The organism is archaeon (assembly GCA_016432545.1).
Taxonomy (GTDB): domain Archaea; phylum Thermoproteota; class Nitrososphaeria; order Nitrososphaerales; family Gagatemarchaeaceae; genus UBA183.
In genome coordinates this window covers 111,254-134,019 of record CP066694.1, presented here as the reverse complement: position 1 = coordinate 134,019, position 22,766 = coordinate 111,254, and the positions used below count along the sequence as shown (strand labels likewise).

The window sequence follows — 22,766 nt, the reverse complement described above, 5'->3', positions numbered from 1 at the left end:
CTTTTAGCCAATTAAGAGCTGGTCGGCGTTCGTTGCTGAGAGAAGGCCTCTCGCCGAGGAAGTACCAGGAACAGATAGCCGAGGTCGCCTCAAAGGTCAACACCCTGGTGGTGCTCCCGACCGGGCTGGGGAAGACGATGATCGCCATGCTGGTCGCTTCCAGGATCTTAGGGGAGGGGGCACGCTCGAAGGTCGTGGTGCTGGCGCCGACAAGGCCCCTCGTCCTCCAGCACCTCAACGCGTTCAAGGCCCAGCTCGAACTCCCTGAAGGCTCGTTCGTACTGTTGACGGGTACGGTCGACCCTGGAGACAGAGAGGTGGCCTGGCTGAAGGCGAGGGTGGTCTTTGCTACCCCCCAGACTGTCTTCAACGACGTCAAGCATGGGCGGGTCTCCCTGAGAGAAGTGGCGCTAATGGTCTTCGACGAAGCCCACAGGAGCGTCAAGGACTACACCTACACCGGGCTGGCACAGGCGTACAAGGAGAGCGCGGACCGTCCCCTGATACTTGGGCTGACCGCGTCCCCGGGGGCGACCAAGGAGAAGGTGAACGAGATCAAGAGGAACCTGTTCATCGAGAAGGTAGAGGCACGGAGCGAGGAGAGCGACGACGTAAGCGAGTACGTCGAGGAGACGAAGATGGAGACGGTGAGGGTGAGGGTGCCGGAGGAGTACTACGAGGTGACTCTCAGGCTGAGGGAGCTCTTCAATGAGAAGGTCAAGAGGCTCCTGAACGGAGGATTCCTGAGGAGCAACAAGGTCTCCAAGAAGGCGCTCCTTGAAGCCAGGGCCACGATCTCGGCGCGCCTGAAGAGCGCCCAGGCGAGCGGAGGGCAGCGAGGGTACATCTTCGGAGCGATCATGAACCAGGCCCAGGCGGTCACCATACTACACGCGATAGAAGTCGTGGAGACCCAGGGAGCGTCCCCCCTGCTCAAGTACCTTGAGAAGCTCCGGGACCGGCCCGACAAGGGCAAGTCCGCCTCGTCGCTGATCAAGGACCCGAAGTGGCTGAGGATAGAGGATGAAGCCCTGAAGATCTCGGCAGTCCCACATTCTAAGATTCCGGCGATGCTGTCGATAGTCAAGACCCAGTTTTCGAAGAAGGAAGATTCGAGGGTCATCGTCTTCACGCAGTACAGGGACACCATCGAGGACATCGTTACTGCTCTGGGCGAGGCCGGACACACCGCGAGCCGCTTCGTCGGACAGTCGGACAGGACCGGAAGCAAGGGCATGGACCAGGAGACGCAGTCCGAGGCCCTGAAGTCATTCGAAAGGGGCGAGTTCAAGGTGCTGGTGAGCAGCAGCATCGGGGAGGAGGGCCTCCACGTGCCGGACGTGGACCTGGTCGTTTTCTACGAAGCTGTCCCGTCGGAGATCAGGTACATACAGAGGAGAGGTCGGACAGGCCGCACAAGAGAAGGAAGGGTCGTGATCTTGCTCGCGGAGGGCACGATCGACGAGTCCTACTACTACTCGACCCTCTTCAAAGAGAACAGGATGAGGGAACTGGTGAAGCACGCCGACGAGAAACCGGCAAGGAGGCGCACCAAAGCGCCCACGCTGATGGACTTCGTGCCGGGGGAAGCGGCCTAGGCTCGGCTGCCCACGACCGAGACCTTGATCACGTTGGTCGTCCCCCTGAGGCCCGGGGTCCCTGAAGTCACGACTATGCGGTCGCCCCTCCTGGCGAGCCCAAGCTTCAGGACCGCCGTGTCGGCACGAGCGAAGAGCCAGTCGACCGTCTTGGCCCGCTTCGAGACCACCGGTATCACTCCGCGGTAGAGCTTCATCGCACGGGCGACCTTGGAGTCGGTGCACATGGCGACGATGGGCTGCCTTGGGCGGTACATCGCCACCCTTCTAGCCGTCGACCCCGTCTGGGTGGGCGCCACTATGGCCTTGGCCCCGACGTAGTCTGCGAGCCTGCAGGCCGCCCTCCCGATCGCCTCGCTCGTCTCGCGGGACCCGTCGTCGGATGCGATGGACGGCCGCGAGGGGAAGGCGGACTCGGTGGAGCGCGCGATCCGGTCGAGCATCCTCACCGATTCGACTGGGTACTTGCCGACGGTCGTCTCGTCAGAGAGCATCACCGCGTCGGTCCCGTCGAGGATGGCTGTTGAGACGTCGGTCACCTCGGCCCTGCTCGGGACCGGGAAGTTGACCATGCTGACGAGCATCTGGGTGGCGACTATGACAGGTTTGCCCGATGCGTTGCACTTGGAGATGATCTTCTTTTGGATGAGCGGTACTCGCTCGATGGGGACTTCGATGCCGAGGTCCCCGCGCGCGACCATCGCTCCGTCTGCTTCCTCGAGGATCGCGTCGAAGTCCTCGACGGCCTCGCGCTTTTCCACCTTCACGATCAGGCGAGGGCCGCCGGAAGGAAGCAGGCGGCGCACCTCCCTGATATCGGAGGGGGTCCGGACGAAAGAGGCGGCCACGAAGTCGACCCCTTGGCGGAGCCCGAACTTGAGGTGGGCGACGTCTGCTTGGGTAGGGTATTGGAGCCTGAGGTTGACGCCTGGGGCGTTGAGGCCCTTGCCGGAGCTTAGTACGCCCCCTGCTACCACCGTGCACCTGACTTCACCAGCCAGCACTTCCTCTACTCTCAGCCTGATGAGACCGTCAGCGAGGTGAAGGAGGTTCCCCTTGACGACCGACCTCAGGATGTCAGGGTAGTTGACCGGAATCCTGCGGGAGGTCCCCTCTTCGTCCGACCCGACGAGCGAGAGCCTGGAACCCCTTTGGAGGTCGACGGAGCCTCCGGCGATCCTCCCAACTCTAATCTTTGGTCCGGGGAGGTCTTGGAGGATGGCGACCGTCCTCCTTGAGAGTCTCGCCGCCCTTCGGATGCGGTCGATCTCCTCCCTGTGGCCTTCCTCGTCTCCGTGTGAGAAGTTGATTCTGAAGACGTCTGTCAGCTGCACGAGGCGCCTCAGCACTTTCGGGTCCCTGCTCGCGGGCCCGATGGTGCAGACGATCTTTGTGGCTCTCAATGCCCTGCCCCCGCTCCGCCGAGGAGCGGAATAAAGCTACGGCTTCCTCTTACGGGCGGTCCTTTCTCTGAGGCTCGGAAGGGCAGCTCCCATCTGAGCGTCGACCCAGTCGAGCTGTAGCTCAAGGTTGAGCCGCATCTCCTTCAGGAGCTCCGCCCTTTGGGGCTGCGGGATCTCCGCGAACTTCTCGCGGAAGACCTCGTTCCCTTCCCGAAAGCGCCTGAGCATCATCGGGACGAAGGCTGTGCCCGGCAGAAGCTCGGAAAAGAGACGCATCATGACCCGGTCCTTCCTCCCTACTGTGGCTATTGAGCGCCTTATCTCCTCCAGTTCTCCCTGTCCCTTCGGGGTCAGGGAGTAGACCTTCGTCCTCAGCCTTCCACTCGGCGCCGCCGCTTTCACCAGTCCCGAACGAACCAAGTTCTTCATCAGTGGGTACATGGTCCCTGCGCCCGGGCGCCAGGCCCCATCGGTTCTCTCGTCTATCTTCTGCATGATCGAGTAGCCCGTCTCAGGGCCCTTTGAGAGAAGTGTCAGAATGTACAGCCTGAGAAACCCCCTCGGTACGGTCTGAGGGTGGAGCCACTTCTTGGAGAACGGACCGGTCAACGTTGGCGGAGGGAGCTGTTCAGGTATTAAATGTATGTCTATCCAGATATCACTACATATATCGTATAAGATATCCTTAAATCACAACGCGGCGACGGGAGCGTCCGCTTGGCGGACATCATTTCGGTCCAGGACCTCGTAGAGGTCTATGCAGACGGGACGAAAGCGGTGGACGGGATTTCGTTCAATGTCTCCGACAGGGAGTTCTTCGGGTTCCTCGGTCCAAACGGGGCGGGGAAGAGCACCACGATCAAGATTCTGACCACCCTGCTCAGGAAGACCTCCGGGAAGGTGTGGGTCTGTGGTATAGACCTTGAGAAGGATCCACAGGGCATCAGGAAGCTGATAGGGGTGGCGAGCCAGGAGACTGTTATCGACCCGGACCTGACCGGGGAAGAGAACATGATGCTACAGGGTCGCCTTCACCAGATGGGAGGGCAGGAGCTGAAGTCGAGGGTGGAGGAGCTGCTGAAGCTTGTTCAGCTCTCGGACGTCGCAAAGAAGAGGGCAGGCCACTATTCGGGGGGTATGAAGAAGAGGCTCGACCTGGCTTCCGCATTGGTCCACAAGCCTAGGCTGCTCTTCTTGGACGAGCCTACGACTGGGCTCGACCCGCAGTCGAGGGCCACCATCTGGGAGTACCTTTCGAAGCTCAACCGCGAGGAGGGAATCACGATCTTCCTGACGACGCAGTACATGGAAGAGGCTGACCGGCTCTGCAACAGGCTCTACATAGTCGACCAGGGAAAGGTCGTTGCCAACGGGACGCCGGAGGCCCTGAAGAGAGAGGTCGGGGCCGACTCGATCAAGATGGCCCTGGAGAACGGAGTCGCGGGTTCGTCTCCCAAGGAAGCGGCAAGGGAGGCCCTGAAGGGGCTCCAGGGAGTCAGCAGCGTGATAGACACGGACGAAGGGATAACGGTGTATGCGAAGAACGCGGGGCTAATCATCCCCGACATCGTCAGGGCCTTCGACTCGAGGGGCATCAAGCTCTCGTCGGTGAGCTTCTCATCCCCGACCCTGGACGACGTGTTTCTGCAGCACACTGGGAGGAGGATAAGACCCGAGGAGGTAAGCAAGGCGAACGCTCCTTCGATGTTCATGGGGAGGCGCCGACGTCGGTGAGCCTCTTCTCGGACACGTACTTCCTCTTCGTGAGGTCGATGAAGAAATTGCTCAGGAACCCGATACTCCTGTTCTTCTCTCTCTTCCAGCCGATCATCTTCCTGTTGCTCTTCACGCAGCTGTTTTCGAGCTACGCGAGCATAAGGAACTTCACTCAAGTCACCGGCGCAGCCACCTACCTTGCGTTCGCCACCCCGGGGATACTGCTTCAGAACGCATTCAGCAGCGCACTTCAGTCGGGCACGTCCGTGGTATCGGACCTCGACAGCGGGATGCTTCAGAAGATGCTCGTAACCCCGGTCAACAGGGCGGCGATTCTCTTGGGCAGGCTTGTCACTGACGCCGTCAGGGTGGTCGCCCAGTCGCTGATAATCCTGGTAATGGCGTTCTTCCTCGGGGCCGACTTCAAGACTGGCGTGCCGGGGGTCCTCCTGATGCTCTTTACGATAGCGTTCTTCGGGCTGGCCTGGTCGGGGATATCGCTGACCCTGGGCCTGAAGACGAAGAACGCGGAGACCGTCTTCGGGATTGGAGCGTTCCTCACCTTTCCCCTGCTCTTCATGAGTACGGCGCTCACCCCGCAGGCGTTCATGCCTGCGTGGATACAGAACGTTTCGCAGCTCAATCCAATAAGCTACACGGTCAATGCCGTGCGCGTCTTATCGCTGACTGGCTTCGATTGGGGCGTCATTGGAGCAGACTACGCGTTCATCGGCGGCCTGACCGTTCTGACGATGGGTGCGACGCTCTACCTGTTCAGGAAAGTCGTATCCTAGGAGCGGTGCGGGTTGACTGGACCGTCGCTGCAGGCTGTGGGGCTCTCCAAGTCGTACGGGTCTTTCGCAGCCCTCAGCGGCCTCGAGCTGAGGCTCGATGGGACGAAGTGCGTGGGGTTCCTAGGCCCAAACGGGGCCGGGAAGACGACCACCATGAAGATCTTCACAGGTCTGATCTCCCCCACGAAGGGAGAGGCGCTGGTCAACGGAATCGATGTGCGGAAGGACAAGAAGAGAGCTCTGGCGGGCTGCGCTTCCCTGATCGAGACGCCGGAGATCTATCCAGCCCTCACCCCCATGGAGGCGCTGAGAATGGTCGGGGAGCTGAGGGGGGTCCCCCGGGAGGAGAGGTCCAAGAGGGCCCAGGAGGCCCTCGGGAGAGTGAAGATGCAAGAGTGGGAGGACAAGAAGGTCGGGAGTTTCTCGAAGGGGATGAAGCAGAGGGTCGCAATAGCGTCGACTCTGGTCAGCGAGCCCGAGGTAATCATACTGGACGAGCCCACCACCGGGCTGGACCCCAGAGGCATGACCGAGGTCAGAGAGATCGTGAAGTCACTGAGCGACAGGCTCGTCTTCATGAGCTCCCACCTGCTCGCCGAGGTCACGGACGTCTGCCAGGAGGTCGCGATGATAGACCATGGAAAGCTTCTGGTCTACGACTCCATAGCAAACGTGACCTCTCAATTCGGTGGTCATGGAACCTCCGTGGAGGTGGGGTTCGCGCGGCCGGTCGACGACGAGCTGGCAAGGAAGGTAGGGGCGATTGAGAACGTAGATTCGGTCGCGAGGTCGAACGACAGGCATCTGGTCCTAAGATACTCAGGAGGGCTTCAAGCTCAAGAGGCCATCTTCAACAGGATGGCCAGCCTGAAGCTGGGTGCGGTCTCGATGAAAGAAGTGTCTGGCGGCCTTGAAGAGGCCTACCTGAAGCTGATCAAGGAGACTCTGTAGGATTGACCCAGGCGACGGCCTCGCTCAGGGTCTCGACCTTCGCCCACGTCCGCACGATGGCGAAGTACGCCTTCCTGAATTACTTCAGGGCGAGGAGGTTCTACGTGATACTCGCAATCGTGCTCGCGATGAGCGCGCTACTCACATTCGCCGCGGCCTACTTCAGGTCGGGCTTCTTTGGGTTCGGCCTTCCTGAGGAGAACCACCCGCAGCTCGCATTTTATTCCGCTTGGTGGGGAAGCTTCGTGCCCCTGGTGACCCTTCTCTCCGCCGTCTTCTTCGGGGGAGACGCCATCTCGGGAGAGTTCCAGAACAAGACGGGCTACTTCCTGGTCCCGAATCCTGTCAGGAGGTCTGCGATATACGTGGGCAAGTGGCTGGCGGCCTTCGGGGCGGCTGGGCTCGTCCTCGGGGTCTTCGCGCTGATAGCTCTCGCGAACGCCACCTACTTCTTCGGGTTTCCTGTCCAGTTCGAGTTCATCGAATCCGTCGCCTTTGCTTACGTCAACCTGGTGGCCGTCCTCACGCTGACATTTCTATTCAGTTCCCTGTTCAAGAGCAGCGCCCTCTCGGTCCTCATGACTGTCATCGTGCTGCTCTTCGCACTGAACATAGTGGACACCATCGTCGCCTCCATCGCAGGAATTGAACCGTGGTTCTCCATCACCTATGCCGGGGGGATAATCTCGAACGTCCTCCACATCCCGTATCCGCAAGGAGTTCAGACCCCTCCCGGACCGCCAGGGTTCAGGGTCACCGTCTTCTCGGCCTCAATCCTTGAGGGACTGGTCATAATGGCTGCCTACTTCGTGGTCTCTGGGCTTCTTGGGCTGTTTCTCTTCGAGAAGAAAGAGCTGACCTAGTCAGCCGCTGGTGAGGAGGAAGTCCTTGACCTTGCCGTCTTGCAGGTTGACTATCGCTCCTCTCAGGATGCCGTCCGCGTACTCGGAGCCTGGGTTCAGGCAGAGCGTCCTGCCGAGCTTCACGAACCCCTTCGACTCGTGGATGTGGCCGTGGAGCCCAAGGAGGGGCGCGTGCTTCTCGATGGCCTCCCTGACCGCGGTGCTCCCCGCGTGGATGAACTTGAATCCTAGACCTTCCTTGACGTAGCTCAGGTCCTTCGAGACAGCAGGGGCCTTGTCGAGCTCCGTCCCTATCGGAGGGACGTGGAGATTGTAGATCGCGGATTCGGGCCTTCTTGCTCGCAGCGCGAGGCCCTCGATCACCTTCGCGAGCTGGTCTTCCGGTAGCTCCCTGGGGCTCTTCCATGGGGTGGGGTTGGCGAATCCCACGGTGATCATCTCATTGTCGCTGCCGATCTCGACTATCCTTCCCTCAGGGTTCACGACGTGGCCCGAATCCCTGAGTCGGGCGTCAAGCTCGAGCCTGTCGTCGTTACCTGGGGAGATGTAGCACTGCACGTCCGTCCCCTTGAGCCTCTCTTCCACGAGCGCGAGCCAAGAATCCAGGAGCGAGAGCATGGCCTGGTTGAATACTGCGTCCTCCTTCGACTTGTCGGCCGTGACTTCCTGGAGTTCGGCCGGCGTAGTGACGAAGGAATACTGGCCCGCATCGAGTAGGGACTTCCGCGTCTCCGCAAGGCGCTCTCTCCTGATCGTGGTCTGCTTTCCGAACAGGGAGAGGGCGTAGGTGCCTTTGGCCTGCTCGACAATCGGTATCATGACCTTGCCGGTGATGTCGCCACCCAGGATGAGTACGTCGGCTTTGTAAGCCTTGGCAGCGTTGAGGAACTTGCGGAAGCACCTGTCTGACGCGTGGACGTCGGTGATGAAGAAGAGCCTCGGCAACAGGGCCGCGCGGGCCTTCTAGGTATTTAACGGGAAAGGGAGGACTTCAGGCGGAGGCCTGCTCTACGGCCTTCGTTATGCCAGAGAAGATTTCTGCGACCTTCTTTGTGGCGAAGCCCTTCAGGAGTGCCGAGCCCAGCCCTGCCATTACTCCGGTAATGTCGGCGTCCGCGGACCAAGACATCGTGGTCGGGGAGTCGCCTTCAAGAGTGAAGGTGCTGTTGATCCTCATGTTGCTCCCGCTCCCAGAGCCTTCGGCCAAAAGTGTAGCCTTGGAAGGGGGGGTTTTGTCGGCTATCGACATCCTGACCTTGAGGGTGCTCGACACGACCGCGACTCTGAGTTTGAGCTTGGCTTCGAGGCTCGAAGCGTCGAGGACACGAACGTCCTCGGCGTCCGGGAGTGTCTTCGCGAGGAAGTGTGGGTCCGTCAGCATGGAGAAGACCCTCTCCCTGGGGGCGTTGATCTTGTTGGAGCCTTCGAGGTGGATCTGCATCAGGGAGCCCGGCCGTCTGTCGGCGGTAAAAAGGTCACTTGTAGGCCTCGAATTCCTTGCCGAGGACCGACGAGGCTATCTTGAGCTCCATGATCTCGTCCGTCCCTTCGTAAATCCGGGCGACCCTGGTGTCCAGGAAGTGCTTTGCGACTGGAGACATGATCGAATATCCGAAACCGCCGAAGGCTTGGACGGCCCTGTCCGCGGACTCGAAGGCAGACTTTGAGGACACGTACTTCGCGACCGCAGAGAGCCTGTCTGCGTCCGCCCTGAGGGCCAGGTCGGCGGGGGCCTTCTCGTACTCGTCCTTTTTGATGGCGGCCCGGTAGACCAGCCAGCGCGATGCCTCGAGGCTTGACTCGATGTACGCTATGTGCCTCTGGATGAGCTGGTGCCTTCCGATTGGTTTTCCGTGTTGTACCCTCGAGGTAGCGCGCTCCTTGACCTGATTGAGGCAGTCTTCCATGACGCCGACGCATCCGGAACCGATCCCGATCCTTCCGTTGAGGAGGGCCGAGTAGGCTACGGCAAACCCTCTGCCTTCTTGCCCTAGGAGGTCCTCTTTTGGAACGCGCAGGCGGTCGAAGGAGAGCATCGAAGTGTCCGAGGTGAAGAGCCCGATCTTCTCCTCGAGCTTCATGTCGACGGAGAACCCTTCTTGCTTTGCGTCGACGATGAAAGCACTGGGGCCCTTTCCACCCTCTTTCGGATAGGCGAAGGCGATAAGGTTCGTAGCGACCGATCCGTTCGAGATGAGATACTTCGAGCCGGTCAGAAGGTAGGAGTCCCCGTCCCGCTCGTAGGTAGTCTTGAGAGAGCCCGGGTCGCTCCCAGCCTCAGGCTCGGTGAGGGCGTAAGCGAGCACCGCCTCCCCCTTTGCGGCCTTTGGGAGGTACCGGGCTTTTTGCTCCTCACTGCCCCAGTCTTGGATAGTGAGGCTGCCCAGGCACTGGTGGACGTCGACGAAGGTTATCACCCCCAAGCCGGCCTGCCCCAGGCGCTCGAGGAAGAGCGACTGGACTAGCTGTCTTGCGCCTCGCCCACCATACTTCTTGGCGATGGGAACTCCCATCAGGTCGTGGCGCTTGAGAACGATGGGCACCTCTGGGTTGTACTTGCGCTCCACGTAGCGCTCGAACTCGGAGACGATTAGCTCGGTGGCAGCAAGGTCTGCGTCTTCGAGTATCTTGACCTCTTCGTCTGAGAGGCCCAAGAGGGCCTTGACCTCGTCCATCGAGGCCTTGAATAGAGGTTCCATCTATTCGCGGAGGCAGGCTTCGGGTCTCTATAACCATCGCGGCGTGGTCTCACACTCTTTAGTAACCGTGGCGGGCTCTTCGTGTCGTGAAGATCGAGAAGGCGAGCGACCTCATCTACTGGACGTACTACATGATCGACTGGGCGAAGGTGGAGCAGTCGTCCTCTGACCAGAAGTGCTCAGAGTGCGGAGACGCCATGATGAGATCAGAACCGGCGGTCGACTCCAGCGGGCGAAAGTACGACGGCTACGTCTGCCACAAGGACAAGCGCGTAATCTGGGTACGGGCAGCCTAGGACTCTGCCTGTGGCGCTCTGAACCCTTCGCCGTATCTGTGAGGCCTGGTCATGTTCTTCGCCAACTTGCGTTCGAAGGCCTCGTCAAGGTCTGCCTCGGGAGAGATGAGCCTCGACGCGTCGAGGACGTAGAAGATGACGTCGATGAGTTCCTCGATCGTCTCCTCCTTGGGCCTCCCCTTCTTCCAAGAGTCCCCCGCCTCGCCCAGCTCTATGAACGCGAAGAGTAGCTTGTTCGGGATGTCCTCGGGTGTATTGCCGAAGCCCTTTGCAACAACGAGTTCGCCGACCTTCCTCCTTGCCTCCTCAAGGCTGGGCACGAGGATCGCCAATCTCCGGGGTGCTAAGAAGATTTCTCGCGAGGAGCGACGACGGTCCTGAAGTAGTTGCAATCTCCTGACAGGGTACATGTGCCACACTTCGGGCCGATCGGCTTGCAGACGGTCTGGCCGAACCTCACGAAGAGGTCGTTGAGGTCAAGCCAGTAACGCTTGGGGACTCTCCTCACGAGAGCCGCTTCCGTCTCTTCCGGCTTCTTCGTCTTTACGAGACCCAGCCTGTTGGAGATCCTGTGCACGTGTGTGTCGACGGGGATCGCCGGCTTGTTGAAAGCGTACACGAGGACGCAGTTGGCTGTCTTCCTCCCCACAGAGTGGATCCTCAGCAGCTCTTCCTCGGTCTGCGGCACCACGCCGCCGAACTCGTCCAACAGCTGTCTGGAAGCCTTCATTATGTTCCTGGTCTTCATGTTGTAAAAGCCCGACGGGCGTATGAGCCGCCTGACCGACCTCGGGTCAGCGCCGGCAAGTTCTGACGGGGTCTTGTACCGTGAAAACAGGTTTTCAGTCGCCCGCGATGTGTTTTCATCCTTGGTTCTGTGTGAGAGGATCGTTCCTATGAGGATCCTGAACGGATCTCCGCCCTCCACCTCTTGGAGCTGTGCAAGCGCGGTCGCCCTCTTGTCCTTGGACCCGTAGACCATCTTCCGCATCTCGGGAAGGACGCGGGAGATTGCTAGGCCTCTTCTGCGCCCCAAGGGTCCTTTCGGTACCAAGCAGCTATTTCTGAGCATGTCGAGGCAAGGTCAAAGCTGGGTGAATACCCAAGGCTCTGCCAAGACCCCTGGGCCTGGAGTAGGAGTGCCGCCCGAAGCTGTGTCGCGGTGTACTCAGGGAGGGCAGACCGGGAGAAGACGCCGGGCTTCGAGAACTTCGCAGCCTTGCCCAGTTCGGTTCCAAGGGCTGTGGAGAGGGCCTCCGGGGTGGCGTCGAAGGACTTCGTCAGGAAGACGCTCCCCGAAACAGAGGTACCGGTTGCGGCCTTGTACATCGCTTGGGCGATGTCGAGCGGGTGCGAGAAGGACATGGTCCCGGATGAGGGGAGCACGACCTTACCGTCGGTCATCATCCGGATGACAGGGGCCGTGAGCTGAGAGTCTCTGGATCCTATTGCTTTGGCCGGCCTGATGATGACGACCCGGGTGGATGGGTTTCTTTTCGCGAACTCCTGGAGCAGCCTCTCTGCTTCGGCCTTGGAGGTCTGGTAATCCCCTGCGGGGGAGGTCTTCGAAGGGTCACTCACTTCCTTTGAGGAAAAGCCGTGAACGTCAAGGGTGCTTAGGTGGATGAAGGTCCTGACCTTTGCCTCGGAGGCAGTTTCGAGGAGATTGAGGACCCCCTCGGTGTTGACCTTCATGAAGTCAGAGTCAGAGCCAGGCATGGGAGAGGCCAGGTTGTACACGGTGTCCACGCCCTCCATCGCCTCGTGAAGTGAGTGATGGTCCAGGAGGTCTGCCTCCATGACCTGGACGCCGTTCGAGTCGAGGATCTTGAGGTGCGAACCCATGCGAAAGGTGCCCTTCGAGATCTCGCCTTGCTTGAACAGATACTCCACAAGATGCCCGCCAATGAACCCCGTGGCTCCTACCAGGAGGTTCACTTGTGTTCTTGCTCCTCACCGAGGTGATGATGATGGTGCTTCTCGTCCTTGCCAGGCTTCGCGTCGAACTCGCCCCTCACGAGCCGCATCTGGATGTCCTCCTCAAGTTTCTCGAAGTCTCCCGACAGGGCGCTGAGCGACTTCTTGGCAGAGGGTGTGAATTGGGGGGAGAAGTTCTGCCCTCCGAACCTTCCGTAGGCGACCCCTGAGAACCTCACTTTCTTTCCTTGAATCTCGATGAAGCCGCGGATCAGGTTTGCGACCTCTCCCTCGCTGACGTAGTCGATGGTGATTAAGTACTCGGGGAGGGGCATTCGTCACTCCCGGACTACGGGACTTATTTTCGGTTCCGGTTCAATGTTGAGGGCCCAGTCCCGACCTCTCGAAGGCAATGGTCGTCTCTCTTTCCGACAGTTGGCGCCAGACCGCGCCTTGTGCCTCTGGTTCTCAGATTCGATAACCGTCGTGGCTCATTAAATATGGTGGACTTGCGCACGAGCCCGAGGGAGAAAAATTGCAGACATTGAAAGGCAAGTGGACGTCCAGATTCATCTGGGCTGCCACAATCCAAGGCTTCTTCGCTGTCATGTGGACACTCTTCATCGTCAATCCTTGGTACCAGCTCTTTGGCCAGGTCGCGCCTTCGAGGATGATCGCCCTTGGGAGCGCCGGATCGTGGTTCGCCTTCGGCTACATCCTCTACATCATGATCGGAGTAATCGCGGTGGCGGTCACCGGCCTCTTCTACTACTTCATCGAGGAGATCATGGGAAAGGTCTACGCCGGGTTCACCAACGCACTCGCCTGGATGCACTTCGTCTTCATGAACATCGGGGTCGCGGGTTCGACCTGGGCCTTGATGTACGCGGGGTACGAAGGCGGGAGCTACCTAGCACAACACGGCGTCTCCAACGCGACCGCCATCGGGTACGCGCACGTCAACATCCTGTCACCATGGGTGACCCCGATAGGGTACATGGTCGGGGTCGCGGTCCTGGGGGCGATCCTCGGAGGCCTTGGGTATCTTCTCAGAAGCAGGATGAAGTAGGGGCCTGCTTCTGACCCCCTTTTTCGGACTCCGAATAGACTCAAATACGAAACACAGCGGCGTGAAGAGAGAGGCGGGCTTGTGCGTCCGCCTTGGTGTTGAGTCTTGGAAATAACCGACCCCGCCCGGGCAAACGCACTGATTCAGAGCATGGGAGACGAGTACTCAAGGAAGATCTTGCTCTCGGCGATCCCAGCCTCCAAGTCAGTCGAGGACGTGAGCCGTGAGAACGACATACCTCTGAGCACGTGTTACAGGAGGGTCCACGAACTCTTGGAGGCACGACTTCTCGTTGTCGACAGGATAATCCTGACGCCAGAGGGGAAGAAGCACGAAGTCCTCAGAAGCGCCTACAGGGCGATCAGCTTCAGTTTTGACGGAGGGACGGTGAGGGTTGACGTGGTCATCAACGAAGACGTGGCGGACAAGTTGTGGAGGATATGGCTCACAATGAAGGCCCCGAGTGATTTTCAAAAATGAGAAACAGCGTCCAGGTTTTAATTGGCGTCCGGAGCGGCGAGTGACAACAATGGATCTCCTAGTGCTGGACGTAGCCCAAGCCCTCATCTTGGGTTTCGGGAGCGTAGTCGTCTTCTACGCCTGGAGGTCCTACCGCAGGACAAGGAGCGAGTCGATGCTTCTGCTGGCACTTGGTTTCGCCTTCGTAACCGCGGGAGCGGTGATAGCGGGAGTGCTCTTCAACCTGACTAGCAATGACCTGGCGACGGTGGTCACAGTCCAGGCGGCAAGCCAAGCGATCGGATTCTTCATCATCGTCTATTCATTGGCGAGGTCGAAGACATGACCACCCCCTATACGCGAGGAGCCAGTGGGGAGTCCACGGCCGGCAGGACGAGGAGAGGGTTGACCCAGGCGGGCGTCGCGGTCGTCCTCCTTCTCATAGGCCTAGCCGCGCTGACGACGGTCTATCTGGACACCTCACAGACTGCTTCCAGCAGCGTGGACGCGCAGAACAGCAGGATCAATGCCCTCCAGGCGCAAGTTCAGAGACTGACTCTCCAGCAAGCGGCATTGAATGGGACGCTGAAGAACCTCGCCAAGGCCCTTCCTTCCGTAGACCAGCCGCCGACGCTCAGGGTCATAACTGTAGAGTGGGCCGAGTTCCTATCGGAACAGGACAGGTTCTTCACCAATTTCATAATCGTCAACCAGGGAGACACGGTAGACCTGACCTACATCAGCAACGACACAGCGAGCCACACCTTCACCATCGACGCTCCATACGACTTCCAGATCAACGGGTCGATCGCGGGGACGGTGAACGACGTGACGGGCAAGGTCTTCAATGACACCTTCCCCAAGAACAACTCTCCGGGAGTAACCGTCGGTGGTACGTCGGGCAATGTGACCGGTCACGGCTCGTTCGTGGCGAAGCACTCCGGGATCTACCTGTACTACTGCATCTACCACATCCACCTTGGGATGTTCGGGTACCTTGTGGTCCTGCCGAACTCGGCATACTCTGGGCAGAGCACGACCACCACTACCACTTCCCAAACGGTCTCTGGCACGCACGTGGGCATCGGGGCAGGGGCTGGGTCCTACACGAACCCAGTCGGTTTCGCGCCACGGACGATTACCGTTGTGATTGGGTTGAACAACACCGTCACCTGGACCAACGACGACACGATCACGCACACAGTCACCTCCCTGACAGGGGTCTTCAAGTCCCCTAACATCGAGCCGGGAGGCCGGTACTCATTCACTTTCACGACCCCCGGGAACTACAGCTATGGTTGCGTATTCCATCCGTTCATGGATGGGAACGTGGTCGTGAAGGCTGCGCCCTAGCGCAGGGTCTCGGCCTGGATCAGCTCAGAGAGCTTCTGGAAGTATAGTCGAGTCGCCATCGGCATCTCATCCAAGTTCTGGTCAATCGCCTCGAGGACGTACCTGACAGCTCGCTTCGAGGTCTTGAACTCGAACTTCATTGGGAGGATCGGATCTTGGATGACGTCGATTGAATCGACAAGGTGCGCAGGGGCCCGAGCCCGGGCGTCCTCGGCGACCTTGGAGTACCAGCCTGACAGGACCGAAGGGTCGAGCCCGAGTTTCATGTCCTCGAACTCCTTGAGGAGTTTGTTTAGGACCAGTAGCTCTTCGTTGGCCATGTTAGGTTGTGACGGGGACGGCTGGCTAAAGAAACGAGTGTGAAAAGTTGTTGAGCCCTCGAGTTGGCTCTAACTGCAGCGCATCTGAAAAACTTCGGTCTTCTCGTACTCAGCTTCCCAGAGATGAGTGCTGTTGCGCCCCCGCCGCACGGTCAGGAGGGTGTATCCCTCGGGGGCCTCCATGAGAGCCTTGGCCATGATCTGTGACGCTGGCTCGTTGTCCTCGTCAAAGTTCACAACCAGATGCTGGCGGAACTTCTCCACCTCCTTCACGTGGTCCGAGAGGCAGAGAGTCCTACCCTGAAGGCGAGAAGAAGTGATCAGCTTGACCTCGTTGCCGCAGATTTCGCACTTAACCTTCGTCATCCCGTCCCTTAGGCAGACCCGTCCGACGCCGACCACCATGGGATAGGTGCCAGGTTCTGGCTCCAGGGTGCCGCAGATGGCGCACTTCGCGGGCGACTTCGTCGACGTGTGCTGCATGGACTGAGCTGAGGGACGCCTCGGAATTTAAAGATGTGCGGCGTCAGACGAGAGGTGCCAAGGCGTCCACGTTAGAGAGGGTCGCGACCGCCCCTTCGCCCTGGTCGTCGGCATCCACACCAGTCGTCACAAGGACAGGGTCTATGCCAGCGGCCTTGGCCCCGATGATGTCGGTCTCTACCTGGTCCCCTAGCATGACAGCATCCTTGGCCGAACAGCGGGCTCTGGTCAGGGCAGCCCTGAACATCAGCGGGGATGGCTTCCCTATCACAACGGCCCTTCGCCCGGAGGCGTATTCTATCGCCTTGACTAGAGGCCCGGTGGCCATCGCAGGCCCGTCCGTGTACATGTAGAGCCTTGCGGAGTGGGTCGCGATCAGCTTGGCGCCTCCCCTGACGGCGCGGGAGGCACGGTCCAGCTTCGCATAGGTTACCTTTCGGTCCAGGCCCACCACGACGCAGGCCGGGCTCTGCGAGTCAGTCCGGACGTGGCCACAGCGGTCCATCTCCCGCTGAAGGCCCGCCTCGCCTACCAGGAAGTATTCGGAGGGGCCGAACCTATCACGGATGTATTCTGCAGTAAGGAGGGAGCTTGACAGGATTTCACTTCTCTTCACGTCGACGCCGGCCCATTGCAGGCGGGCATGGATGGTGGCGATGGAGTCAGTTGAGTTGTTCGTCAGAACGAAGATCTTCTTTCCTTGACCGCGGATCGCTTCCACAGCCCGTGAGCCCCCCAGCCTGATCCTGGTCTCCTTGCCCTTGTAGAAGACCCCGTCGAGGTCGAAGAGGAAGAGCTTCTTGTCCCGGAAGAGCCCTCGTCTTGGAGTCGGTGGACGACTCATCGTCTCAATCTCTTGGGTTCACGCCCAGTGAAATGTTCAAGTGAAGCACAGAACTTCGGACGCCGAGTTGGGCTTAAAACGATTCTTCGGTTCTGAGACCTCGGCAAGTCTTAAACGCGGGTCCGGCCGGCTCGTGAGACCGACCCTAGTTTGAAGATGATAGTGGGCGGTGAGTGGGCAGACGCACAGTCGGGGGAGACCTCGGAAGTCTTCAACCCGGCAACATGGAAGAAGATAGACACAGTCCCAAAGGCGGACCGAGAGGATACGAAGAGGGCCGTGGACGCGGCGAAGGAGGCCTTCGCCGGATGGTCGGAGGGGCCAGCGATCGAGAGGTCGCGCCTTCTGCTGAAGATAGCAGACGCGGTCAGGGAGAACATCGAAGAGCTAGCCAGGAGCTTGACAACGGAGCAGGGGAAGCCCCTGGGGGAGGCGAGGAGCGAGATCAATTCATTTGCGAACACCTTCGAGTACTACGCGGGGCTGGTAGGGCGCGAGCGGGGAGCGCAGACTCCGCTATCGACGGGTGAGGGATACTTCGTGGTCACGAAGAGGCCAATCGGGGTCGTGGGGGCGATCCTGCCGTGGAACTTCCCAGTCTCTCTGATGGGGTGGAAGCTTGCACCAGGCCTCGCGGCAGGGAACACGTTCGTGGTGAAGCCCGCGAGCACAACCCCGCTTACTGACATTGCGGTGGTGGCCCTGCTTGTCAAGACCGGCGTCCCTTCGGGTGTGGTGAACATCGTCACTGGTCCGGGGAGCGTGGTAGGCGAAGAGCTCCTGCAGAACCCGAAGGTCGGCAAGATCGCGTTCACGGGAGAGACGGCGACTGGGCGGAGGATAATGGAGGGGTCTGCCCAACAGATCAAGAGACTGACCCTGGAGCTTGGGGGGTCGGACCCGATGATAGTCTGCGAGGATGCGGACCTCGAGCTGGCCGTAGAGGGCGCCGTATGGGGCAGGTTCAGGAACTGCGGCCAGTCGTGCACTTCCGTCAAGAGGCTCTTCCTGATGGATTCGATAGCTGAGGGCTTCGTGAAGGCGCTCGCAGAGAGAGTCGCCTCGATCAGCGTCGGCGACGGGATGAGCAAGACGACGCACATGGGCCCGGTCCACACGGAGGAGCAGAGGGACAAGGTCGAGGCGATGGTCTCGGATGCTGTAGGGAAAGGCGCGACGCAGACCGTACAGGGAGGAAAGCCTCCCGAGGGGAGCCTCGGGAAGGGCAACTACTATCTCCCGGTCATCCTGGAAGGGGTCAGCTACGAAGCCCAGATGGCCCGAGAGGAGTGCTTCGGGCCGGCCCTGCCCGTCTTCGTTGTCAAGGACCTCGAGGAGGCGATTGAGAGGGCCAACGACACTCCCTACGGGCTTGGCTCGTCAATCTGGACCAAGAACCTCGAGAAGGCGTACAGGGCTTCGGAGAAGATTGAGGCAGGGACCACGTGGGTGAACTCGCCACCGATTTCGAGGGCAGAGGTCCCCTTCGGGGGCTTCAAGCAGAGCGGCCTGGGAAGAGAGAACGGGGTCGAGGGCCTGGACCACTACTACGAGACGAAGAGCATCCAGGTCCTGGAGTATGGGAAGGGACGCAAGTGGGGCTTTCCCATCTGAATCCGGCTAAATCTCTAAATACGGTCTGGCGTCGTCTCGAACGAAAATGGCTCAGTTCGCCAGAATCAAGCTCACTTCGACGAACCTTCCTGAGCTTGAGAAGGTCGCGAAAGACATCAGAGACATCGCGGACAAGACAGGCGTCAAGGTCAGAGGCCCTCAGCCACTGCCGACCAAGAAGCTGAAGATCACCACACGGAAGGCGCCGACCGGCGAGGGGAGCCACACCTTTGACCACTGGCAGCTCAGGGTCCACAGGAGGATACTGGACGTCCAGCCGGACGACAGGACTATGAGGCAGATTACGAAGCTCAGGATTCCAGAGGAAGTAAAGGTCGAACTGATTCTGACGGCTTAGGCGTAGTTTCTTCATTCAGCGCGCACCTAAACGCAGTTCCTGGTTGAATCCCATGAGAAGTAGCGAAGCCCGCCCGCTCTGGGGAGTGGCAGAGGGGGTCCAAAGGTGGATTCTGTTAACTTATCTGCGCATCTGACTAATCTAACGTCTCGGCCGCTTCTTGTTCTTCCAAACTCGCCGCTTCAGTAAGGAATCTTCGAAGGTCTTGAGGTTCCGAATCAAGCTTTTCAGCCAAGTCCATAAGCATCTTTCTGACCGATTTCACCCTATGGAACTTTGTAATTTCCCACTCCTGATTGCCAACTGAACGAATCTGGACCCTCGTTGAACCGATCTCGACTATGCTCACCAATGCCTTGTGGACAACGCTGTGAACTTCTCCTTGATGCTCATTGCTAAAGTATGAGATTAGTGGGTGACACTTGAGCATCAGGTCTTTCTCAGAGAATCTCGTCTTCCCGACGGCATGAAGTTCCACGAGTTTCGCCATCACATAGAAAGCAATCCAGCCCCGTGAATCGTCTGCGCTAAAGGGATAAACATCAGTCGAAGGGCTTCTCTCGAAACTGACCCCTGCGGAGAAGAACTTCTCAAGTTTGTGATTCTTGAACAGGGCTGAAGACGGCTCCTTGACTATCCTGTTGTTCTCGAACGCTATGATGGGGAAACCGAGCTTGTTCCTCTTCTCGTTCTCCAAAACCTTCTGTTTGTTGCTCGCAGTGCATGCGTAGCAAACTTGAATTGAGAGGTCCTTTGCGTCCAAAGAAGTTAGGCCCTTCTTGGAAATGTCAAGAGGTTGAAGCTTCGAATACTTCTTGCCTTGTTCAGAGTCCACCCCACCGCTCTTAGCTTCAATGAGAAGTAGCTCGTTTGGATTCGCGTTCTTGAAGGAGAGGTCGGGAACCAAGGGCTCGCCAAGCGGTAATGCTATCTTCATTCCGATGCGTTCGAGAGAGTATCCCAAGTCATCCAGTGGATGCTTTAGGTCGGGAGTGTGGCGCGAGAGCGCCAGTAATGCGTTAATTAACCGCGTGTGGCTTGATAATGTAACCATTGTCGAGGCCCCTAAGCTCACAGTTGGAATCGAGCCCAGACTGAAGGTTCGAGAATAGCCTTGTAACCACATTCCCACACGACCCTTCATTCAAGATCACCCGCAATTCATTTCTGAAGAGTTCCATCTGCAATGGACTGTTAGTGTGTTGGTCAATTCCGCTAATCTTGATTTGTTCCTCGTCAACAGCTCGCCAAAGTCCCCAGATTCTGAAGGGACGACTCCCTGAGGTTAGTAAGTCAGCGAGCCTGCTTAGGTTCTTCAGGTCTGACGAAAAGTGTATGACACTATACGACCCTTCGACAGAGGCGTGTTCTTCTGAGTAGATGAATCGCGTAACATACTCTTTTTCCACCTTCTCTATGGTTCTGGAATAGTAGTCACGAACGGACTCCACCAAGTTCAAGTGCGCATCGACAGAGTCGCCTTTCTTAGCAATCATCTTGCCCCACTTGTAGATGTCTTCCTTGACGGAGCCCGCGTTGGAGTCATATCCAACTCTGATGTTACTTAGGGCAATTTGGTTCTTGATTGGCGTGATTTCCCTCATTCCTTGCAGGACTTCCCCAATCCGCGCCCCGTAGTGCGTGGCCGATAGGCCAGAACCCTCCTCGTCTCCAGCGAAGACATCCGCGTAAGTAAGTCCGAAACCGAGAGGCGTTTTTCCTTTGGTTAGAATTTGGAGGTCATCGGATGCGAGCCAGACATGGTCAAGATGGTTGGCACTACCGCTGACGAAGGACCTTACGAACCTGTCTGTTGAGGGCGCGTAATTTGTTGAATGGATATACCAGAATCTCTCGTCCAAAGTGTCAAGGTAGACATAGAAAGGATATTGCGAGTTATCGACTCGAATATTCCAGAGCGTTCGGTCCTCGGTCGCCTGAAGTTGATGTCCGTTCTCGATGATGGTCTTGACATCTGTATTAGATTCGATTATGTAGGTCTTTGGTTTGAGCGATCTGTCTTCCTCTTCGCCAAGGAAACGCATGGCTTCTGTGTCTGGTTCTGGAGAAATCAGGCTATCCTCCAGCAAACTCCTCAGTTCTGCTCGATTCTTCACCTTACGCTGGGGTGGGGCTTCATTCAAGGAGTAGCTTACCCTTCAATTCGAGCGGTTGAAGCCTATTATGGCTTTCTGAAGTCATTTTCTACCCCTTCAGGTTCCTCTTAATCCTCTGTTCCCATTCTTCCTGAGAGACCACGCCCTTCTCATCAAGAAGCTCCGCTAAGGACGTTATCATGGTGTCCAGAAGGTCAACTTCGTCGTCCTTGACCCTACTTTTCTTTGCCACTTTTTCCACTTTTGTCGAGGTATCCCTTCTCGCTTAGCCAGTTGAGGACGATGTTCCTGATGGTGTCCGAATACCCTGTCCCCAGTTTGCCCTCCAAGTCTCGATCGATAATGTCCCAGATTTGGTCGGGCAAAGCAACGAGTGCCTTCTTCATTTCCGAACCACCTGCACAGCCTCGACTGAAATTCCTCCGACTGACGCCTTCAGTTCCTTGGCCTCGGTTTGAATAGCGTTCTCGATTAGTTGCTTCCAGCCCTTCACGGTTACGCCGGCGACTTCGGCAGGAGTCTTCCCCTTCAGGCTCAGATGTGGTCGGGCGAAGTTGTAATTGACTACATAGCCATCCAGGATGATTCTGGCCGAGTCCTCGTTCTTGAACCCGCGCATCGGCCTTACTCGCTCTTTGACCGTCTCGTGAAGCCTCTCGACGATGTTGTTGGTCTCTCTTGAACGGATGCCTATCCTCTTGACCAACTCGACCTGAGCGGCCTTGTATCGTGTATAGAAGACCTTGTTGAAGGCGGCGTCATACTGCATAGAACCGTCTACGAAGAGAGCTTGGGGCCTCCCCTTGGCCGTCTCTACGGCCTTCCTGAATACCGTGATTGTGTCCTGAAGCGATCTTGTCCCTGACAGGTGGGACGCCACCAAGAACCGAGTTTCTTCATCAATCATCTCCCAGAACCATTCGTTCCGGCCGTCGCATCTGATTACCGTCTCGTCGTGATGCCACTTCCCGCCGATGTTCGGGCTAAGTGTCTTGGTGTATTCGCTAACCAGCTTCGAGTATTTCTGGACCCACTTCCAAACGGCGACTTGGCTTACCTTCTCCCCGAAGATGCTTTCCAGTTGCCTTGAAACCTTCCTGACGCTAAGGCCTTCGTAGTAGAGGGAGATGGCGGTCGTGATGGCGTGTTTGTTTACTCTCATCTTGGGAAGGTTGCCATTCTCGACGTATCTCTTCCCACAGGTAAGACATCGAAGGAGTTTGCTGCCCTTGGCCGAACCATCTGGCCTTGTCGTTTCCGAGAGGCAGTATTTGCAAGTCATGTTTCTCGCGCATATCCGTATGGATATGTCAGTATATATGTCTTAATGGACATACTTGGGACTCTGGCAACCGCTTAAAGATGGTTAGGTGGGTAGTGATGTTCAATTGGCGGACGAATTACTACTCGCCCTCACGGCGGTTGCAGCATTGGGAGGCGTAGGCATAGTCGGCGGGGCACTCTTCAGGCGTTACTATCGGGCGCGTTTCGACTTCACCTTCGCTGATAAGTCCGACAAGCTGCATCTGAACATGGGAGAAGACCGAAAAATCTGCATTGAGATTACAAATCAAAGTCGTGGCCAAGGAAGGAAGATAGAGGCTGGTTTCGTGTATGTTCCATCGTCGTTTACCCTAACCAAAGCAGAGGCAGAAGGTAGCCCCGTAGCAATCATTCAACTATTTCCTGAAGCAACAACGGGACGATTCGCTAACTATCGCTATGTGAGTCTGCCTCAATTCTACTTTTCAAGAAGGGAGAGTAGTCCAATGTGCGTCAATGTCAAAACGCCTTCTTCGGGAGGACTCTTCAAGGTCTTCATAGTCTTGCATCTCGAAGATACATCAGTTGAAGGTAGTTTGACTCTCGCCGTGTCTTAGAATAACACCCCAACTGCGCAGATAAGTTAACA

The 22,766-nt window shown here is 58.1% G+C and carries 30 protein-coding genes; 13 read left to right on the top strand and 17 right to left on the bottom strand.

Annotated elements, in window-relative coordinates:
• Positions 1-32: 32 nt before the first annotated feature.
• Positions 33-1,598, top strand: a complete 1,566-nt coding sequence (locus HY247_00800) for a DEAD/DEAH box helicase (protein QQG48890.1) — start codon at positions 33-35, stop codon at positions 1,596-1,598.
• On the opposite strand, the gene pyk is transcribed toward HY247_00800, so the two are convergent.
• Positions 1,595-3,001 (bottom strand): pyruvate kinase, encoded by a 1,407-nt coding sequence (gene pyk, locus HY247_00795; protein ID QQG48889.1) that lies wholly within the window; start codon positions 2,999-3,001, stop codon positions 1,595-1,597. The two genes, HY247_00800 and pyk, sit on opposite strands and share 4 nt — an antisense overlap.
• A gap of 36 nt (positions 3,002-3,037) precedes the next feature.
• Entirely contained in the window at positions 3,038-3,610 is a 573-nt protein-coding gene (locus HY247_00790) for a PadR family transcriptional regulator (GenBank protein ID QQG48888.1), read from the bottom strand.
• A gap of 117 nt (positions 3,611-3,727) precedes the next feature.
• Between HY247_00790 and HY247_00785 the strand changes: the two genes are divergently transcribed.
• From HY247_00785 to HY247_00770, 4 genes are read left to right on the top strand one after another with little or no spacing between them, the layout of a single operon-like run.
• Positions 3,728-4,735 (top strand): ATP-binding cassette domain-containing protein, encoded by a 1,008-nt coding sequence (locus HY247_00785; GenBank protein ID QQG49508.1) that lies wholly within the window; start codon positions 3,728-3,730, stop codon positions 4,733-4,735.
• Positions 4,732-5,511: an ABC transporter permease gene (locus HY247_00780; protein ID QQG48887.1), complete on the top strand. Its 780-nt coding sequence runs from the start codon at positions 4,732-4,734 to the stop codon at positions 5,509-5,511. Before HY247_00785 ends, HY247_00780 begins: the two co-directional genes overlap by 4 nt.
• A gap of 27 nt (positions 5,512-5,538) precedes the next feature.
• Entirely contained in the window at positions 5,539-6,462 is a 924-nt protein-coding gene (locus tag HY247_00775; protein QQG49507.1) for an ABC transporter ATP-binding protein, read from the top strand.
• A 2-nt stretch (positions 6,463-6,464) separates the two neighbouring features.
• The gene (locus tag HY247_00770; protein QQG48886.1) at positions 6,465-7,325 is read left to right on the top strand and encodes an ABC transporter permease; all 861 of its coding nucleotides are present in this window, start codon (positions 6,465-6,467) and stop codon (positions 7,323-7,325) included.
• Here HY247_00770 and HY247_00765 read toward each other — a convergent pair whose 3' ends face one another.
• From HY247_00765 to HY247_00755, 3 genes are read right to left on the bottom strand one after another with little or no spacing between them, the layout of a single operon-like run.
• The gene (locus HY247_00765) at positions 7,326-8,270 is read right to left on the bottom strand and encodes a metallophosphoesterase (GenBank protein ID QQG48885.1); all 945 of its coding nucleotides are present in this window, start codon (positions 8,268-8,270) and stop codon (positions 7,326-7,328) included.
• A 46-nt stretch (positions 8,271-8,316) separates the two neighbouring features.
• Entirely contained in the window at positions 8,317-8,766 is a 450-nt protein-coding gene (locus HY247_00760; GenBank protein QQG48884.1) for a carbon monoxide dehydrogenase subunit G, read from the bottom strand.
• Positions 8,767-8,800: 34 nt separating this feature from the next.
• Positions 8,801-10,024: an acyl-CoA dehydrogenase family protein gene (locus tag HY247_00755; protein QQG48883.1), complete on the bottom strand. Its 1,224-nt coding sequence runs from the start codon at positions 10,022-10,024 to the stop codon at positions 8,801-8,803.
• Positions 10,025-10,110: 86 nt separating this feature from the next.
• On the opposite strand from HY247_00755, the gene HY247_00750 reads away from it, so the two are divergent.
• Positions 10,111-10,320, top strand: a complete 210-nt coding sequence (locus HY247_00750; protein ID QQG48882.1) for a hypothetical protein — start codon at positions 10,111-10,113, stop codon at positions 10,318-10,320.
• On the opposite strand, the gene HY247_00745 is transcribed toward HY247_00750, so the two are convergent.
• Genes HY247_00745 through HY247_00730 form a run of 4 tightly spaced genes read right to left on the bottom strand, consistent with a single transcriptional unit; the run spans position 10,317 to position 12,572 of the window.
• Positions 10,317-10,652, bottom strand: a complete 336-nt coding sequence (locus tag HY247_00745) for a hypothetical protein (protein ID QQG48881.1) — start codon at positions 10,650-10,652, stop codon at positions 10,317-10,319. The two genes, HY247_00750 and HY247_00745, sit on opposite strands and share 4 nt — an antisense overlap.
• Before the next feature lie 11 nt (positions 10,653-10,663).
• Complete coding sequence (locus HY247_00740; protein QQG49506.1) at positions 10,664-11,311, bottom strand: endonuclease III; 648 nt, start codon at positions 11,309-11,311, stop codon at positions 10,664-10,666.
• Between the two features lie 23 nt (positions 11,312-11,334).
• Positions 11,335-12,258 (bottom strand): NAD-dependent epimerase/dehydratase family protein, encoded by a 924-nt coding sequence (locus HY247_00735; GenBank protein QQG48880.1) that lies wholly within the window; start codon positions 12,256-12,258, stop codon positions 11,335-11,337.
• A complete protein-coding gene (locus HY247_00730; protein ID QQG48879.1) occupies positions 12,255-12,572 on the bottom strand; it encodes a hypothetical protein in 318 nt (105 codons plus the stop codon). Before HY247_00730 ends, HY247_00735 begins: the two co-directional genes overlap by 4 nt.
• Before the next feature lie 200 nt (positions 12,573-12,772).
• On the opposite strand from HY247_00730, the gene HY247_00725 reads away from it, so the two are divergent.
• The 4 genes from HY247_00725 to HY247_00710 all read left to right on the top strand — a co-directional run bounded on the left by HY247_00725 (position 12,773) and on the right by HY247_00710 (position 15,118).
• A complete protein-coding gene (locus HY247_00725) occupies positions 12,773-13,306 on the top strand; it encodes a hypothetical protein (GenBank protein QQG48878.1) in 534 nt (177 codons plus the stop codon).
• Positions 13,307-13,411: 105 nt separating this feature from the next.
• A complete protein-coding gene (locus HY247_00720; GenBank protein ID QQG48877.1) occupies positions 13,412-13,786 on the top strand; it encodes a helix-turn-helix transcriptional regulator in 375 nt (124 codons plus the stop codon).
• Positions 13,787-13,835: 49 nt separating this feature from the next.
• Positions 13,836-14,111, top strand: coding sequence for a hypothetical protein (locus HY247_00715; protein QQG48876.1), 276 nt, complete (start codon positions 13,836-13,838; stop codon positions 14,109-14,111).
• On the top strand, positions 14,108-15,118 hold the full coding sequence (locus HY247_00710) for a cupredoxin domain-containing protein (GenBank protein QQG48875.1): 1,011 nt from the start codon (positions 14,108-14,110) through the stop codon (positions 15,116-15,118). Before HY247_00715 ends, HY247_00710 begins: the two co-directional genes overlap by 4 nt.
• On the opposite strand, the gene HY247_00705 is transcribed toward HY247_00710, so the two are convergent.
• The 3 genes from HY247_00705 to HY247_00695 form a co-directional block, all read right to left on the bottom strand.
• Positions 15,115-15,438, bottom strand: coding sequence for a hypothetical protein (locus tag HY247_00705; protein QQG48874.1), 324 nt, complete (start codon positions 15,436-15,438; stop codon positions 15,115-15,117). The genes HY247_00710 and HY247_00705 overlap by 4 nt on opposite strands.
• 69 nt (positions 15,439-15,507) lie before the next feature.
• On the bottom strand, positions 15,508-15,921 hold the full coding sequence (locus tag HY247_00700; GenBank protein QQG48873.1) for a hypothetical protein: 414 nt from the start codon (positions 15,919-15,921) through the stop codon (positions 15,508-15,510).
• 43 nt (positions 15,922-15,964) lie between these two features.
• Positions 15,965-16,765, bottom strand: coding sequence for an HAD-IIA family hydrolase (locus tag HY247_00695; protein QQG48872.1), 801 nt, complete (start codon positions 16,763-16,765; stop codon positions 15,965-15,967).
• A gap of 156 nt (positions 16,766-16,921) precedes the next feature.
• Between HY247_00695 and HY247_00690 the strand changes: the two genes are divergently transcribed.
• Both HY247_00690 and HY247_00685 read left to right on the top strand, forming a co-directional pair.
• Positions 16,922-18,379, top strand: a complete 1,458-nt coding sequence (locus HY247_00690) for an aldehyde dehydrogenase (protein ID QQG49505.1) — start codon at positions 16,922-16,924, stop codon at positions 18,377-18,379.
• 46 nt (positions 18,380-18,425) lie between these two features.
• Entirely contained in the window at positions 18,426-18,737 is a 312-nt protein-coding gene (locus tag HY247_00685) for a 30S ribosomal protein S10 (GenBank protein QQG48871.1), read from the top strand.
• Positions 18,738-18,873: 136 nt separating this feature from the next.
• On the opposite strand, the gene HY247_00680 is transcribed toward HY247_00685, so the two are convergent.
• From HY247_00680 to HY247_00660, 5 genes are all read right to left on the bottom strand, one after another.
• A complete protein-coding gene (locus HY247_00680) occupies positions 18,874-19,701 on the bottom strand; it encodes a hypothetical protein (protein ID QQG48870.1) in 828 nt (275 codons plus the stop codon).
• Positions 19,702-19,756: 55 nt separating this feature from the next.
• Positions 19,757-20,881: a hypothetical protein gene (locus tag HY247_00675; GenBank protein ID QQG48869.1), complete on the bottom strand. Its 1,125-nt coding sequence runs from the start codon at positions 20,879-20,881 to the stop codon at positions 19,757-19,759.
• Positions 20,882-20,942: 61 nt separating this feature from the next.
• Positions 20,943-21,095: a hypothetical protein gene (locus HY247_00670; protein ID QQG48868.1), complete on the bottom strand. Its 153-nt coding sequence runs from the start codon at positions 21,093-21,095 to the stop codon at positions 20,943-20,945.
• Positions 21,070-21,240 carry a hypothetical protein gene (locus HY247_00665; GenBank protein ID QQG48867.1) on the bottom strand — a complete coding sequence of 57 codons (171 nt, stop codon included), beginning with the start codon at positions 21,238-21,240 and terminating at the stop codon, positions 21,070-21,072. Before HY247_00665 ends, HY247_00670 begins: the two co-directional genes overlap by 26 nt.
• Positions 21,237-22,136: an IS6 family transposase gene (locus HY247_00660; GenBank protein QQG48866.1), complete on the bottom strand. Its 900-nt coding sequence runs from the start codon at positions 22,134-22,136 to the stop codon at positions 21,237-21,239. The genes HY247_00665 and HY247_00660 overlap by 4 nt, the downstream gene beginning before the upstream one ends.
• 106 nt (positions 22,137-22,242) lie before the next feature.
• Between HY247_00660 and HY247_00655 the strand changes: the two genes are divergently transcribed.
• Positions 22,243-22,734, top strand: a complete 492-nt coding sequence (locus tag HY247_00655) for a hypothetical protein (protein ID QQG48865.1) — start codon at positions 22,243-22,245, stop codon at positions 22,732-22,734.
• Positions 22,735-22,766 lie beyond the last annotated feature (32 nt).

Bases quoted from the DNA above. Each gene is read 5' to 3' on its own strand.
- HY247_00760 (QQG48884.1), bottom strand. From the start codon at position 8,766: ATGCAGATCCACCTCGAAGGCTCCAACAAGATCAACGCCCCCAGGGAG.
- HY247_00755 (QQG48883.1), bottom strand. From the start codon at position 10,024: ATGGAACCTCTATTCAAGGCCTCGATGGACGAGGTCAAGGCCCTCTTG.
- HY247_00740 (QQG49506.1), bottom strand. From the start codon at position 11,311: ATGCGGAAGATGGTCTACGGGTCCAAGGACAAGAGGGCGACCGCGCTT.
- HY247_00730 (QQG48879.1), bottom strand. From the start codon at position 12,572: ATGCCCCTCCCCGAGTACTTAATCACCATCGACTACGTCAGCGAGGGA.
- HY247_00715 (QQG48876.1), top strand. From the start codon at position 13,836: ATGGATCTCCTAGTGCTGGACGTAGCCCAAGCCCTCATCTTGGGTTTC.
- HY247_00710 (QQG48875.1), top strand. From the start codon at position 14,108: ATGACCACCCCCTATACGCGAGGAGCCAGTGGGGAGTCCACGGCCGGC.
- HY247_00705 (QQG48874.1), bottom strand. From the start codon at position 15,438: ATGGCCAACGAAGAGCTACTGGTCCTAAACAAACTCCTCAAGGAGTTC.
- HY247_00700 (QQG48873.1), bottom strand. From the start codon at position 15,921: ATGCAGCACACGTCGACGAAGTCGCCCGCGAAGTGCGCCATCTGCGGC.
- HY247_00695 (QQG48872.1), bottom strand. From the start codon at position 16,765: ATGAGTCGTCCACCGACTCCAAGACGAGGGCTCTTCCGGGACAAGAAG.
- HY247_00690 (QQG49505.1), top strand. From the start codon at position 16,922: ATGATAGTGGGCGGTGAGTGGGCAGACGCACAGTCGGGGGAGACCTCG.
- HY247_00685 (QQG48871.1), top strand. From the start codon at position 18,426: ATGGCTCAGTTCGCCAGAATCAAGCTCACTTCGACGAACCTTCCTGAG.
- HY247_00665 (QQG48867.1), bottom strand. From the start codon at position 21,240: ATGAAGAAGGCACTCGTTGCTTTGCCCGACCAAATCTGGGACATTATC.
- HY247_00660 (QQG48866.1), bottom strand. From the start codon at position 22,136: ATGACTTGCAAATACTGCCTCTCGGAAACGACAAGGCCAGATGGTTCG.